General features: G+C 46.8%; 14 protein-coding genes. 5 read left to right on the forward strand and 9 right to left on the reverse strand.

What is annotated here, in order from left to right; all coding sequences use genetic code 11:
- Positions 1 to 10 precede the first annotated feature (10 nt).
- From CXK86_RS16005 to CXK86_RS16030, 6 genes are all read right to left on the reverse strand, one after another.
- Positions 11 to 715, reverse strand: a complete 705-nt coding sequence (locus tag CXK86_RS16005) for a response regulator transcription factor (protein ID WP_026081203.1) — start codon at positions 713 to 715, stop codon at positions 11 to 13.
- 29 nt (positions 716 to 744) lie between these two features.
- Positions 745 to 1,698, reverse strand: coding sequence for an aminoglycoside phosphotransferase family protein (locus tag CXK86_RS16010; RefSeq protein ID WP_101314089.1), 954 nt, complete (start codon positions 1,696 to 1,698; stop codon positions 745 to 747).
- A gap of 107 nt (positions 1,699 to 1,805) precedes the next feature.
- Positions 1,806 to 2,264, reverse strand: coding sequence for a DinB family protein (locus CXK86_RS16015; protein WP_051449640.1), 459 nt, complete (start codon positions 2,262 to 2,264; stop codon positions 1,806 to 1,808).
- 174 nt (positions 2,265 to 2,438) lie between these two features.
- Complete coding sequence (locus tag CXK86_RS16020) at positions 2,439 to 3,371, reverse strand: DUF1963 domain-containing protein (protein WP_101314090.1); 933 nt, start codon at positions 3,369 to 3,371, stop codon at positions 2,439 to 2,441.
- A gap of 341 nt (positions 3,372 to 3,712) precedes the next feature.
- Positions 3,713 to 5,002: an ammonium transporter gene (locus CXK86_RS16025; protein ID WP_036610695.1), complete on the reverse strand. Its 1,290-nt coding sequence runs from the start codon at positions 5,000 to 5,002 to the stop codon at positions 3,713 to 3,715.
- The gene (locus tag CXK86_RS16030) at positions 4,999 to 5,418 is read right to left on the reverse strand and encodes a hypothetical protein (protein ID WP_076251604.1); all 420 of its coding nucleotides are present in this window, start codon (positions 5,416 to 5,418) and stop codon (positions 4,999 to 5,001) included. The genes CXK86_RS16025 and CXK86_RS16030 overlap by 4 nt, the downstream gene beginning before the upstream one ends.
- 287 nt (positions 5,419 to 5,705) lie before the next feature.
- Here CXK86_RS16030 and CXK86_RS16035 point away from each other — a divergent pair, with 287 nt between their 5' ends.
- Positions 5,706 to 6,197: a DinB family protein gene (locus CXK86_RS16035; protein WP_076251602.1), complete on the forward strand. Its 492-nt coding sequence runs from the start codon at positions 5,706 to 5,708 to the stop codon at positions 6,195 to 6,197.
- A 116-nt stretch (positions 6,198 to 6,313) separates the two neighbouring features.
- On the opposite strand, the gene CXK86_RS16040 is transcribed toward CXK86_RS16035, so the two are convergent.
- Both CXK86_RS16040 and CXK86_RS16045 read right to left on the reverse strand, forming a co-directional pair.
- Positions 6,314 to 6,817 (reverse strand): GNAT family N-acetyltransferase, encoded by a 504-nt coding sequence (locus tag CXK86_RS16040; RefSeq protein ID WP_036610704.1) that lies wholly within the window; start codon positions 6,815 to 6,817, stop codon positions 6,314 to 6,316.
- Between the two features lie 132 nt (positions 6,818 to 6,949).
- Positions 6,950 to 8,050 carry a M23 family metallopeptidase gene (locus CXK86_RS16045; RefSeq protein WP_179087874.1) on the reverse strand — a complete coding sequence of 367 codons (1,101 nt, stop codon included), beginning with the start codon at positions 8,048 to 8,050 and terminating at the stop codon, positions 6,950 to 6,952.
- Between the two features lie 382 nt (positions 8,051 to 8,432).
- Here CXK86_RS16045 and CXK86_RS16050 point away from each other — a divergent pair, with 382 nt between their 5' ends.
- From CXK86_RS16050 to thrS, 3 genes are all read left to right on the forward strand, one after another.
- On the forward strand, positions 8,433 to 9,194 hold the full coding sequence (locus CXK86_RS16050) for a response regulator transcription factor (protein ID WP_076251601.1): 762 nt from the start codon (positions 8,433 to 8,435) through the stop codon (positions 9,192 to 9,194).
- Positions 9,191 to 10,951, forward strand: coding sequence for a sensor histidine kinase (locus CXK86_RS16055; RefSeq protein WP_076251600.1), 1,761 nt, complete (start codon positions 9,191 to 9,193; stop codon positions 10,949 to 10,951). Before CXK86_RS16050 ends, CXK86_RS16055 begins: the two co-directional genes overlap by 4 nt.
- Positions 10,952 to 11,423: 472 nt before the next feature.
- Positions 11,424 to 13,424: a threonine--tRNA ligase gene (thrS, locus tag CXK86_RS16060; RefSeq protein WP_256720038.1), complete on the forward strand. Its 2,001-nt coding sequence runs from the start codon at positions 11,424 to 11,426 to the stop codon at positions 13,422 to 13,424.
- Positions 13,425 to 13,471: 47 nt separating this feature from the next.
- On the opposite strand, the gene CXK86_RS16065 is transcribed toward thrS, so the two are convergent.
- Entirely contained in the window at positions 13,472 to 14,335 is an 864-nt protein-coding gene (locus CXK86_RS16065; protein ID WP_076251598.1) for an SDR family oxidoreductase, read from the reverse strand.
- Positions 14,336 to 14,439: 104 nt separating this feature from the next.
- Between CXK86_RS16065 and CXK86_RS16070 the strand changes: the two genes are divergently transcribed.
- Positions 14,440 to 14,982 (forward strand): hypothetical protein, encoded by a 543-nt coding sequence (locus CXK86_RS16070; RefSeq protein WP_036610708.1) that lies wholly within the window; start codon positions 14,440 to 14,442, stop codon positions 14,980 to 14,982.
- Positions 14,983 to 15,005 lie beyond the last annotated feature (23 nt).

Consider the following 15,005-nt stretch of genomic DNA (forward strand, 5'->3'; position numbering starts at 1 on the left):
ATGAACATGTTTATTGCGGTTTGATCATCTTGTAACCAACACCCCATACGGTCTGAATGAACTTGGGATGTTTGCTATCGAGTTCAATCTTCTCACGAATCTTGCGAATATGCACCATGACGGTATTATTCGACTCCATGAATTCTTCCTTCCAGACCTGACGATAGATCTGTTCCATACTAAGTACTGAACCTTGGTGACGAGCCAGTAATTCAAGAACAGCAAATTCACGCGGAGTCAGACGAACCGGCTGCTCGTCCACCCAAACTTCATGTGTATCGGTATTAATGACCAGATCATCAATAACCCACTCGTGCTCTTTGTTCTCCCGACCTTCATTGAAGGTATGATACCTGCGCAGCTGGGATTTCGCCCGTGCGACAAGTTCAAGCGGGTTAAACGGCTTGGTCACATAATCATCGGCACCAATGCTTAGCCCTGTGATTTTATCCATATCCATACTTTTGGCGGACAGCATAATAATCGGCATTTTCTGCTCTTCCCGAATTTTCATACAAGCTTCGATTCCGTCCATATTTGGCATCATGACATCCAGAATAATGAGATCGATCGACTCTTTTTTCAATTGTTCCAGTGCTTCAAGCCCATCATTCGCGGTGAGAATCCGATAACCCTCGTTGCCAAAATAAATTTCCATCAGTTTAATAATCTCCTGCTCATCATCCACAAGCAGAATGGTTGCTGGCTGTGCCACGGCATTATTCCTTTCCCTTCCATAATTCCTTACCTGTTCAAAGTATACCACCGAGGGATGAAACTGCGAAAATCATCGTGATCTTCACGGACACGCTCGATCTTGGCCATCATCTCAAGCGTCTCTTCAGGCTTCACCTGCTGAATCCACACCACAGAAGACACCAGCGCCATAGCCGTATACAGTGAATACAATCTCCAGAATAACTCATCCGGTTCATTGCCATCGAAATAGCCCTGAATTTGACCTATGGAATATGGAATACTGATCTCCGAAGCAAACAAACCCAGCTTCAAAAATTCATGAATGGGATCACCTTGATCATAACGATTAAAATCAATCACTCCTACGAGTTTATCCTGCTTAACGACAAGATTGCTCGGGTGAAAGTCATCATGCTGAAATCCATCTGGACGATTTTTCATCCAACCGAGATGGTCTGCAATAAACGTTAGAATAACATGATCCTCTTTCATCACGATAGGGCACTGTTTATAGCGCTCCACATAACGTTGATGCTTGGTGCTCTTGCGTATATACCATGATTCGATCTGTTCCTCCATCGGCAACTGGTGAATCAGCTGTAGCTGTGCTCCTGCTTCAAAGCCAACCGCCCACTGCTGCTGTTCATTCAGCTGAGGCAATCTCTCGGAAGCATCTTCGCCTTCAATGTAGCTAAAAATCATATATCCGTTCTTCTCATCCAATCTACCTGTGCCCAACGTTGCTGGACACAGTACACCTAATTGTTGCATGCTCTGCAAATATTGATATTCCCTTTGCTTCATCCATTCCTCAACAATATCATACACCCTCACCAGCACATGGCCTTGACCAGGGACAAACATTTTGAATTTAGTATCTGCTGAATAACCCTTCATAACAGGTTCAATCCGCGTGGCCTGACCAAGTTCAGGAATCTGTTTTAACCTGTCAATCAACGTATTGTCCATCGATGCATTCCATGTATCGTGTTGTTCCACGTCCCGAATCCTCCGTTATTTCACGTATGGCGTGTAGTATCGTCGGTCTATTCCCACTTTAACCCATGATATTTCCTATAACATGCTTATATGTATTCTATCCGTTTCTATTTAAAAAGTACTGACTCGGGTTCTTTGCCCGTCAGGGTCAGCATCGTATACAATTGTCCTCTGTGATGATATACATGCCCCATAATCTCAAGTAACCACTCCAGCCGACTATAGGAAGCTCCCCAGTACGAATCCGTCACATGTAATAACTCTTCCGTGTTAAACTGCCTGTACCGTTGGTATAGATACATCTGGTTATCAATCAAAGCCTGCTTGATCTCACCGAGCGAATGCACCTGATTCTCTGCATAGAATTGAGCCATCTCTTCCTCCGATGCACCTTCGGAAATATAAACATCCGCTCGGCAGATCACAGACAGATGGGCTAGTAGTTCTCCAACAGGCCTTTTACCTTCAATTGGAGTCAAAGCCAAATCTTCTTCCGACAACTGATCACATATATCAATCAACGATGTTACGGCCACGTCAATATGTTTGAACGCAGATTGAATCAACAGTCACACTTCCTTTTTATCCCATTATACAGAACATATGATCGGTTATCAACCAAGATATCCCTCCTTAATATTTACCCCAAATCTATCAATCTACGAACAAAAAAAGTCCTTCCTCCTTCATATAGACGGGATTCAGGACATTTTGTTGCCTATTTGTTTTCAAATCTTTGCTCAACTTGAGTATAACGAACAATACGTTTGCTCGAATCGTCCAGCCTCCAAGTCAGACTTGCGAATGAAAAATTGCAGTTCCCCGCAATCCCACCATTGGAAACCAATAGCATCATGGGTATCTATCTTCAACAGCAGCAGCGTATCGGATAATTCCTGCCATGTCCGATCCTCATCACCGCCGTAATGCTTGGTCAGCTTCTTCTCACACTCATGCTCATTATAATCGTACTCTTCTCCGAGTGCGATCTGTAACAAGGCACGATGCTCGGCATCCGGATGCTGCCCGTCAGGATATCCAAACATCCCACCCCAATTCAGCGTACTTGGATGATTCCAACTCGACTCGAATTCAAGGTAACGGTCATACAGACTCACTTCCGATTCGGTCTCAAGCCGAAGCGGCGAGAGCTCATTCAGCGCGTTGGCGTCAATGTATGCATATGTAGGAAACTCAAGATTAGGCAGCACTGTCACCGAATGTGCAACAAACGGGGCTCCATCCAGCGCGGTATCACCTTCAGGCTCTCGCCTTATCAGGTTATGAGAACTCGGCTCAAAAATCACACGATGTTCAATGGGACAAGCAGATTCATCCGTGCCAATGAAAAAGTATAACATTCCACGTTCAGGCAAAGTCCCGCGTCCATCATTCGGCGTATACGGCGACAAATCCACCAGGTTCAGTTGGGCCAGGAAAGTCATTGGAACTCCTTCTTTTGTTACGGGCCATTCCATGCGACTTGGCAAATCCGGATGTCCACCCACACGTGAGTTTCCTGTTCTGCGATATTCGTCCAGGGTGGATACATCGAGGCGAATTCCCCAGCGGCTTGAGGACAACAGCAGATCGGCAGCAACTCCCAATCCATATTCCTCAAGTGTTTTACGGGCTTTTCTGGTCAGACGTTCACATTGTTCTGGCTTAATCATATAGATCCTCCCCTTTTGACAATACACCTATGCTGAGACATATTCAGGTTCACACCTGTATATTCTTCCGCCCGGACGTCTTTCCCTGCTTCTGTATAAATTGAACTTAAGAATATTTTACACTTACCACTCCGATGACAGAACAACCTTCCAATCGCTGTTATCCCCAGAATTTTTTAGATTCACCTTTGCAAAGGTAAAAATCCGGGGATAAAGGCGAACTCTTCGCTTCTTCAGGTTCTTTCTGTCCTCTACGTTCTCGTGTAAATATGTAGTTCAATTTATATAGAAAAAAGAGACTGACACTCCTTGTCAGTCTACTTCCTTATCCTATATTCCATTTAACGATTTGGATCAGAAGACTTTTCCTGGTAAGCACGCATATGCTCCTCACCGTCCAGGAATTCATGGGCCTGATGGGCTGCCATCACCCCATGATAGCTGATATCCAGACCCAGATCTTCCTCTTCTTCTGTCGAACGTACAGGCACAATTTTGCCAATCAACTTCAGCCCGATCCAGGTCATGGCGAATCCCCAGATGACCAGGGCTGTAAGGCCAAGTGCCTGAACACCCAGCAACCTCCAGCCGCCGCCCATGAATAATCCACCATCCGTGGCAAACAGACCCACAGCAATCGTGCCCCACATTCCTGATGCAGCATGCACCGGGAAAGCACCAACCGGATCATCAATCTGTCGACGGTCCAGCCAGTTAGTGGCAGCCATCATCAACAAGCCGGATACTGCCCCAATGAATATCGCTGCTACATCGCCAACAAAAGCACAGCCTGCCGTAATACCGACCAGTCCTGCAAGCGAACCGTTAATGACCGAGGGTGCATCTGAACGATTGAAGCGGAATAACGTATACAGTAGCGTAACTGCACCACCCGAAGCCGCAGATAACATCGTGACAATCGCAATGTGACCAATTCTTACATCTGTCGCGCTGAGTGTACTACCCGCATTGAAGCCAAACCAGCCGAACCATAACAGAAATGCACCTACAGATGCCAGTGGCAGATTGCTCGGGAGTGCAATGGCACTTACGCCAAGTGGCGTGTACTTCCCTTTACGCGGGCCGATGATAATCGCAGCCGCCAATGCCGAGAATCCGCCGAGTGCATGGATGACAGCCGAACCGGCAAAGTCCTGCATCCCCAGCTGACTAAGCCAGCCGCCGCCCCATGCCCAGTGTCCACCAATCGGATAGATGATTGCCGTCATCAATATGATATACAAAAGATAAGCACGGAAGTTGATCCGCTCGGCTACCGCTCCCGAAACGATGGAAATAACGGCAATGGTAAAGGCCGCCTGGAACAACCAGAATGTCTCCAGAGATACCGGCACGTCCAGGTGAGACAAATCCCCATTCAGGAAAAATCCCGTTACTCCCGCAAAACCGCCAACGTCCGAACCATACATCAGTCCAAAACCGATCGCATAGAACAGTAACGTCCCAATCGTAATGTCAGCAAAAACCTTCATAATAATGTTCACACTATTTTTATAACGCACAAAGCCAGCCTCGAGCAGGGCGAATCCACCCTCCATCAATAAAATCATCGCTGCACTCAGTACGACCCAGACCGTATCAATCCCGGTGCTTAACGTCTCCAAAGTCATGCTTGTACATCCTCCGTTTCACTAAGCTGTCTGAGCTCACGGATTGTATCGGGCGCAAGCTCAATCTCGTCCCGCTCAATGCTGTCCGGATGCTTAATTCGTTCTGAGATCTGATCTAATTCACGTATGCGTCTGCGAATCTGTTCCATCTTGCGAAAACGTTCCTTCACCTGCACCATATACTCCACCGCCTGATGATGGGATGCGGGGCGGCCCGCGAACCATTTGCGTACGGGCGACAACGATTGATAAGCGATCTCTTCCGCTCGACGCTTTTGTTCGAACTGTTCGATCTTCTGCTTGAGCGTTTGGATCTCATTTTCTTTTTTGACCTTCAGCCGTTCGATAAGGTACAATAAATCGGACGATGATATTTGCAATGCTGTATGGTGATACACCTCGTCGATTACTAACATATCATGTCAGGACTCCTTACATATCAAGTTACTTGTACCGATTATAGTTTGCCGGGGTCAGCCCGTCAATCTTTTTTTGGACTTGGGATGGATTTAAATGAACCGTTCATGGAGAACGGCTTTTTTTTATTTGCCACGAATTACATCTAACAAAGGATAATGTTGCCCAGGTTCGCATTCACTCTTTCCATTCTCAATGCTTATAGAATAAGCATCCACATTTGGGGTAATGAACATACACAGACTACCCGCATCATAGAACCTGTATATAAGGAGAGGATTCCACAATGTTTACTCGTAATGACAATATACGCAACCAAATCTGGGAAGCAGTCTCTGGACTCGAAGAAGAACAATTGAACCGAAAACCTTCACCCCAACAATGGAGTATTATGCAAGTACTACGACATCTGAATCTGATGGAAAATGTTATTGGAAAACAAGCCCGCCTGGCCCTCGAGAAGGAACAGACGGTGTCTGTGGACAAAAAACCATATGAATTATCGTTGGACCGCAGCCGCTCCGTCGAGGCACCACCCCATCTTCAGCCTCCAGCAGCGCCTGAAGCACTTGCAGACGTCCGCAGTGATCTGGACGAATCTCACCAAGCGTTAAACAACTTTGCATTGGATCATGATCCTGACCTGCTGCGCAGCAAGTCCTTTCCTCATCCCGTATTTGGTGAGATGGATCTTACCCAATGGATTGACTTTACAAGTTATCATGAGGAACGTCATCTGGGACAGATTCAAGAGATTAAAAAGCAGCTTGGCGTGTAAACACAACCTACACTTTCACATAGCATAGAATATAGTCGAACGACAAAAAAACCTCCAATCCTATTAATTTAGGTTGGAGGTTTTCAGTGTTCTTATGTTACGAATAAGAACGACACTTATATTTTTTTGCCCAAAATCGCCAGATCTCTATTCACACCATCCAACACGGCCACTTCGGGATAATAACCCCATTGTTCAAAACCATGCTTGCGCAATAACCCCAGACTCGGTTCGTTATGCCCAAAGACAAATCCAAGAATAGTCTTAATTCCAAGTGCAGGACATGCCGCAAATACCGTTTCGAGCAAACGTCCACCAGCCCCAATTCCGCGGCATTGCTGATCCACGTATACACTGACTTCCACCGTTCCATTATACGCAGGACGTCCATAGAACGAGCTGAGACTCGCCCAAGCTACCACCTGTCCTGCCTGCTTCATCACCCAAAGCGGACGATGTTCCGGTGTATGTTCCTCGAACCAAGGCAAACGTTGCTCCACCGTCACTGGCTCCAAATCCGCTGTTGCCATACGGCCCTCAATAGTAGAATTATAAATCTCCACAATCCTCGGCAAGTCCTCCAGGCGCGCATATTCAATCTGCACATCTTCCAGTTTCATCGCTATTCCTCCATCATTCCAGATCGTTCTATTATCATAGAGGATATTATAACGGAGAAGAGAAGTTTTCGTCACCTCTAACATTCTGACAGAGAATTACTCATCAATACCGCGGGCGATACGCCACCATCATTACTCTGGAAGTCCCTGTATTGTGTTCCCACGAGTGAACTGCTGACTCTGGTCTGCCCAACGAATGTTAATTGAGCGAGATGTGAACAGATCCGGGCCATCCGATACCTGGAAATGCAGATGAGCTTCACTGGAATTTCCCGAATTACCAAGCTCACCGATAGGGTCCCCCTGCTTGAGCTTATCTCCTTTTTTGACCGAAACACTGCCTTTCTTGATGTGCCCGGTGATGCTGTATTCACTGTTGCCATGGTCGATTACCACATAGTTACCAGCCGGTTCTTCCGGATTCATGACACCCGGCACATTGTCCGGTATATCGTTCTTGATCTCGACGACAGTACCATCGGCAGCTGCATAAAGTGGTTCACCAAAAGCATAGTAGTTTTCGTTTGCCGTTGCATCACCTTGATAACTGGATTGTTCTTTGGTCCGAACGATATCCAGCGCATACCGCTGGGTTTCATGCTCATAATGATAGTTCGACAAGGCATCATTGCCTCCCCAGAATACGTACCATTCCCCCTTCATCGGCAATTGAAATTCCGTTTTGGTGAATTTGGCATCCGTGTCCTCATGAGCTTGCAGCGGTTGGATCGAGAGACCTTCAATTTGATTTTCTTCGGAAAAATAGGCTCGAATTCCTTTCGTCCCAGTCTGATCCTTCCAGGCCACCTCAGATATTTGATTCATTTTGGCGTCTACCACTTGCTCCCATGATTCAACACCCTCCAAAAAAGGATCGGCCGTCGTTTTGAACTGTTCAAGCGTTAACGTCCCCTTCAATTCGGGAGAGAATTGATTATAGATTGCATCCTTTGAACCGTTCATCAGCGTATCTATGAAATTGTCCGGTGTAACCACCGCGCTCACCTCTGAACTTGAGTTCTGCTCCTGATTGGAGTTCTCGCTCGCTTCATTATTGGACGCCTGTTCGGCTGACTGCTGCTCCGCCTGGTCGGAAGTAATGGAGTTACTGTTGCCGCAAGCAGACAATATCACGCAAGCTCCAAGGGTAATCGCAAGCACCTTCCAGCCCTTTTTATTCTGTAATTTTGAATGTGTATTTTGTTCTGATTTCAGATGACCTTCTCTGTTCATTCTCAACATCCCTTCTGCTAGGACGCGTCTCAAAACTCGCTGAAGTGCATCTTTTACCGCCTTTTCGCCCCCTGCTGCGTCAATTTCCCTTGACGTGCCCCGGCACGCCTGCGGAAAACTTCCTTGCTTGGAACGAAAATTCGGCAAAATCTGCTCCCTTCGGAGTTTTTAGACACGCCCTAATCGTTATACTTTCCAGTTAAGTGTACAGAATGAGTCTTATCCTTCGTCTAACCCCATCTTACATGTAGTTAAACTTGCAACGCCTTTTGAGGTTGTATAATTAAGATTCCGTTAAGATAGCTCGTACGCTATACAGCCTTCTTGGATGGTATGATTAGCAATACACACAACGGAAGGATCAGGAGGTCATTTTTAAACTATGGATAACGTCTCATTACTGCTTGTGGATGATGAACAGGCTATTCTGCATATGCTCAAAACCGTTCTGCTCAAAGAGCAGTTTCTCGATATTGATACCGTTACAACAGGCGAAGCTGCCATCGAGGCATGTAACAACAAGACGTATCATTGCATCGTGCTCGACATCATGCTTCCTGGCAAAAGTGGACTGGAAATCTGTCCTTTTCTACGGCAGGTCACCGATGCGCCCATCCTGTTTCTAACGGCCAAAACAACCGATTATGACAAATTAACCGGATTCGCCGTTGGTGGCGACGATTATGTCGCCAAACCCTTTAATCCGCTGGAAGTCGTTGCTCGAATTAAATCATTACTGAAGCGTTATTTACCATCTAAAAGCGTAGCGATCTCGGATCATGTCCCATCTAACGTAAATACGTCATCTCCCAGCACATCGGAAGGCGTGTACGACTTTGGACGGTTTCAAGTGCTGGAGTGGGCTGGTGAACTTCGTGTTGAAAGTGAGTCCGTATCTTGTCCGGCACTTGTGTTCCAACTGTTACTCTTTTTCTGCAAACATCCCAATCGAATTTTCACCAAATCAGATCTATATGAGCGGGTCTGGGGCTCGGAAGCCATTAGTGATGACAATACCGTGATGGTTCATATTCACCGCATTCGGGAGCGCATTGAAGCCGATCCTTCCAATCCGGTGTTTCTTGTTAACGTCCGGGGTCTGGGGTACAAACTGATTCAGCCGGAACATGTGTCACGCCCATGAGTATTCGTCGCAGGTTAATGACCCGGTTTATCGGGATGCTTGCCGGTGCAGTCGTTCTTATCATCCTGCTTGGTTCTGTAGCCACTTACTGGGTCGTGCAAAAGGTAAATGAAGTGAATCTGATCGATGATTTTGCTCTTAACGGTCTGGACCAATTGATTAGTACAGCAGAGATCATGCCGGATGACACCATCCGATATGACCCCGAATTGCTGAAGCAAGTGGACAAAAATCAAGGCTGGCTCCAGGTTCTGGATGAACAAGGTTACGCCATTGATGAATATCACACACCTGCCGATGTTCCTACTCACTATAAACCGGGGGAATTGATTGCATACTGGGAAAGCCAGAAGCCGTTCCCTTATCAGATCGCCATGCTGATCCGGGAGAAGAACGGAAAGGATTTTACCTTGTTATATGGTGAGCGTAACCCGGCCAAGTCCTTAATGAATAACATTCGTTCAGATCTTGCTTTTACCAACGGGAAGCTTAATCTTCAGCCCAACCAACAGGAGGCCCTTCGTACTGCCAATGCTTATCTTCAAATATTGGACCCGTCAGGACGTGAAATTTCTTCCTTCAACAAACCAGCCATGGGCGTACCGACCGAATACACCATTCAGGAACTCGTTCTGCAAGTTCGCTATCCGAGTCGATCTGGCCTGTCTGTTGCAACGTGGTACGACGAACAGAGTGAAACCACTTGGCTGATTAGCATCCCTGTTGATCCGGCGTTGAACAGTGATCAGAACCCCTACAATTTTATTCTGGAACCGGCATTGGTTGTATTGATTGTATCCATCATCATTCTGCTCATTTTGCTTGCCTTCTGGTATGCCAACCGATTCGGTTCACCCATGCTGCATATGCTCCAATGGTTACAGCGTCTGGAACGAGGACATTACGAGGAACCTACCGGAGCCTTTGGAGTGCCTCGCAGTCAGCGTCGTAACGGAAAGTGGAAGCGAAAATACAACGTGTATGCTGAAGTGCTTCGCTCCATGCAGGCCCTGTCTCATACTTTGAAGCAAGATGAAGAACTTCGGAAACAGACCGATTCTCTGCGGGAGGAGTGGATTGCTGGCATAACACATGACCTGAAGACCCCCCTCTCCTCCATTCAGGGATATGCTCATATGCTTGAGGCGGATAAGTATAGCTGGACCGCGGAGGAAGTCAGGGAATTCGCAGGCATAATGCTCGATAAGTCCATGTATATGGACAGGCTTGTCAACGACCTTGCCATGACCTATCGATTACGCAGTGGTGGATATCAACCTGTGGTGGAAGAGACTGACGTAAATACGTTACTCCGTGATCTGATCCAGCGCGCAGAACGGAATCCGGCATATGGGGAAGGTCGCATCCTATTTCAACCTTCCGAAGTGCCTGTGTATGGACTTGTCCATATTCCGTCGTTTGAACGAATTGTGGATAATCTGACCGCCAATGCCCTTCTTCATAATCCGCCCGAGTCCATCCTGGTTGTCAGTGTGCATTCTGGTAAGCAATCAGATGAATTCAGCATTCAGTTTGCCGATAATGGAAGAGGCATGGACTCCGAGATGGTATGGAAGTTATTTGAACGATACTATCGCGGTACAGATACAGGTACATCGGACGTTGGATCAGGGCTGGGCATGGCGGTAACCAAAGGTTTGATCGAAGCCATGAATGGTCGTATTGAGGTACAGTCCACCCCTGGTGAAGGAACGATCATTCGCTTAATATGGGATGGGCCGTCCGAAACCAATTAAAATGTTCCGCTTGACCTTTCCATTTTCAGTCTATATAATCGACACTCAATAACACCTGTTCCAATATATTAATATTGAATGCAACACATTTCAGAATAATTTGAATGAGTTGATCTAACATATTTGGCGATGACCAGAGACATGATTTCGTTTGCGTGCTGCCCAGAGAGAGAGGGGATTGGTGAAACCTTCTTCAGCGAACGGACCGGAATTACCCCTCTGCAGCCGTGACCTCGAACCTCAGCATTTCGAACTTCCCTCGGATGTTTGGCTTGTTGCCAGTAGAGTTCACCGCCTGATCCCCGATAACGGATTCCAATGAGGGTTATGATGTTTTCTGTTCCGGCGGCTGGCCGAGAGCAGGGTGCACCATAACCAAAATTAGGGTGGAACCACGAGCCAAGCGCACTCGTCCCTTTTCCGGGACGGGTGTTTTTTGCGCTTTCATTTTAAGAAATGGAGAGTGGTTCACATGAGCAAACAAGAAAACAGTAACTCAGTAAGCAACAAATCAGGTAACGAAATAAACAACCAAGCAAATGATCTTCAACCATCCAGTCATTCCATTGAGGTCCATCTGCAAGGTGGCGCGATACGTTCTTACGAAGCAGGCATCACTGTAGGTGCGGTTGCCTCATCTATCAGTACAAGTCTTGGGAAACAGGCTATCGGCGGTATTGTAGATGTTCAAAATGTCGATCTCGATTGGGTGCTCCAGCAAGATTGCGAACTTGTTATCGTTACTTTAGAAAGTGCGGAAGGTCTGTATCGTTATCGTCACAGCGCAGCACATGTGCTCGCACAGGCGCTCAAACGCATTTACGGTGCAGAACAAGTGAAACTGGGTATCGGCCCAGTCATTGAAGATGGATTCTATTACGATGTTGATCTGGAGCATGCCTTGTCCATCAGTGATTTGGCTGCCATTGAACGGGAAATGAACAAAATCATTCAGGAAAATCATAAGATCAGTCGCCGGGTCGTTAACCGGGAGGAAGCCCTCCGTATCTTCGGAGAAATCCAGGACCCTTACAAGCTTGAACTCATTCGGGATTTGCCAGAGGACGCCGAGCTTTCGATCTATGATCAAGGAGAGTTCTTCGATCTGTGTCGCGGTCCCCATCTTCCATCCACTGGTCGGATCAAAGCGTTCAAGCTGTTGAATGTAGCTGGTGCGTACTGGCGGGGTAACTCGGATAATAAGATGCTGCAACGTATCTACGGCACTGCTTTCCCGAACAAAGCCCAACTGGATGAACATCTGCACATGCTCGAAGAAGCAAAGAAACGGGATCATCGTAAACTTGGCAAAGAGCTTGAACTGTTCATGTTCTCCGAAGAAGCGCCCGGCATGCCCTTCTATCTGCCCAAAGGTATGACTGTTCGCACTGAACTGGAGCAGTTCTCCCGTGAGTTGCAATTGCAGGAAGGGTATCAGGAAGTTCGGACTCCTCTTATGATGAACAATCGTCTGTGGGAGCAATCCGGTCACTGGGAGCATTACAAGGACAATATGTATTTCTCAGAAGTGGACGATGCCACTTTTGCACTGAAACCGATGAACTGTCCTGGGCATATGCTGATCTTCAAAAATACACTTCATTCCTATCGCGAATTACCAATTCGCATGATGGAATTTGGTCAGGTTCACCGTCATGAATTCTCAGGTGCCCTGAACGGCATGATGCGTGTGCGGACATTCTGCCAGGATGATGCCCATCTCTACGTCATGCCAGAGCAGATCGAGGACGAGATCAATCAGGCGATCTCACTGATCGGACGTATGTACGATATCTTTGGATTCGAATATAAGATTGAATTGTCCACTCGTCCGAAAGATTCCATGGGATCGGAAGAGCTGTGGGATCAAGCGGAACGCGCATTGCAAAATGTACTAGATCGTCGGGGCGTGGAGTATCGCATTAACGAAGGGGACGGTGCTTTTTATGGACCGAAAATTGACTTTCATATCCTCGATGCGCTGAAGCGTAGCTGGCAGTGCGGAACAATCCAGCTTGATTTTCAAATGCCGGAGAAGTTCGACCTCACTTACATTGGCGAAGATAGTCTGAAACACCGTCCTGTCGTGATCCATCGTGCCATCTACGGTTCCATCGATCGTTTCATCGGCATCCTGACTGAACACTATGCAGGAGCATTTCCACTCTGGCTCGCACCTGTGCAAGTGAAGCTGTTGCCTGTATCAGATCATTACGAAGACTATGCACTCCAAGTACAGAGCCAACTCCGTGCTGCGGGCATTCGGGTAGAAACAGATCTTCGTAGCGAGAAGCTCGGGTACAAAATCCGTGAATCCCAGATGGAAAAAGTGCCTTATTCGCTCGTGCTTGGTGAGAATGAGAAAAATGCCTCATCCGCCTCTGTCCGTGCATACGGTCAGGGAGATCAAGGCATCCAACGTATTGAAGCTGTTATCGAAATGATTCAACAAGCTGTGAAGGCAAAAGTATAAAATATGTAACGACTCTATTCATGAGTCACTCATCAGCTTGTGCTGAATTACAACTTCTCGTCATCTCTTAGCCCCACCTGTTCTTCGCTCCACGTCCAGAAACGCTCAGCTGAAGCATCGGCAACGGCATGTGCCTTCAGCTGCTGCTCTTTCTGTTGATAGAAGTAACGACCGGTGATGCCGACGACTTCAGGGCTTGTGGCCAGATAAACAGCCGTTCGCGCCCCTTCTTCAGGGGACAGAAAGAATGGAAGTTTACCTGCAAACGCCATAATGCGTGTGCCAAATCCGGTATTGCGATCTACGCCAATACTCGTTCCCACCGCACCAGGGTGTAGACAGTTCACTGTGACAGACGTACCTGACAGTTTGCTAGCCAGTGCACGAGTGAACAGCACGTTCGCCAGTTTGGATTGAGCATAACTTTTGATCGGATTATAACCTTTGTGCAGATGTGGATCTTCGAAGTGGATTTTGCCGGCCTTGTAGGCACCTGACGAAACGTTCACAACCCGTCCCTGCTTCGCAGCTTTCAGAGGTTCTATCAAAAGTAAGGTCAGCAGGAAATGTCCCAGATGGTTAATGCCGATACTCTGTTCGAACCCGTCTGAGGTTTCCTTCCGCTTAACCATCACTACCCCCGCATTATTAACCAGAACGTCAAGGTGATCATGACGCTCGCGGAATGTGCCGGCAAACTGGCGTATACTTTCGAGTGAACCCAGGTCACACAGCATCAATTCAATCGCAGAAGAACCGGACTGACGCACAGCTTCCTGAAGAGCCTCCTGTCCGCGCTTCTCACTGCGGCATGCCATAATTACGCGATATCCTTGCCTTGCAAGTTCAATGGTGGTTGCCAACCCCATACCTGAGTTAGCTCCTGTTACAATTGCTGTCTGATTGGACATGAGGTACTTCCCTTCTGAACCTGAGGTTCCGAAATTAGAGGCGCGACGACGGACAATATGAGATAATGATAGGATCACATCTCGGTTTCCATGGGAGGACAAGTATGCTGACCAAAGAGGATTTTAAAAAAGTTAAAAAACAAGCCAAACTTGAAATCGCACTACTCGAACAGGAATATCAGGAAATCTTGCAGAACGTTGATTCTACGCTGTATGAAAAATACGGTATTTTGGACAAAGAAGAAACACGTGAGCTCACCCGAAAACGTAAAAACCGAAGATATGCTTCACTGGTCATCGAACTATGCGCCATTATTGAACAAATGTTACATCAACTGTACAGAGACGTATATCAGAAAAAGTTTAATTCGACTCAGCTGATGAAAACTCCTGCCTACCGTGCACGCTCCAACATGGAGATTATTCAGGCCGAACTGAGTAAAGAGTTCATTGCTCTGGAACCCGAAAAAGAAAACTTCGCTGAAGCCCTTAGTCTGGTGTTTCAGACGAGGAACAAACTTGTTCATGATAATTTCTCATTTGTCACCATCGTTAAGGACGGCAGTAATGAAGAAGAAACGTTCGAAGCACTGCTCCATACGGTAAAAAAATATAGAAAACACTTGAAATATAATCGCCCTGAATAACAACAATCATCGCTAAAAAATAT

The sequence above is a fragment of the Paenibacillus sp. BGI2013 genome (assembly GCF_002843485.1).
GTDB lineage: Bacteria > Bacillota > Bacilli > Paenibacillales > Paenibacillaceae > Paenibacillus > Paenibacillus amylolyticus.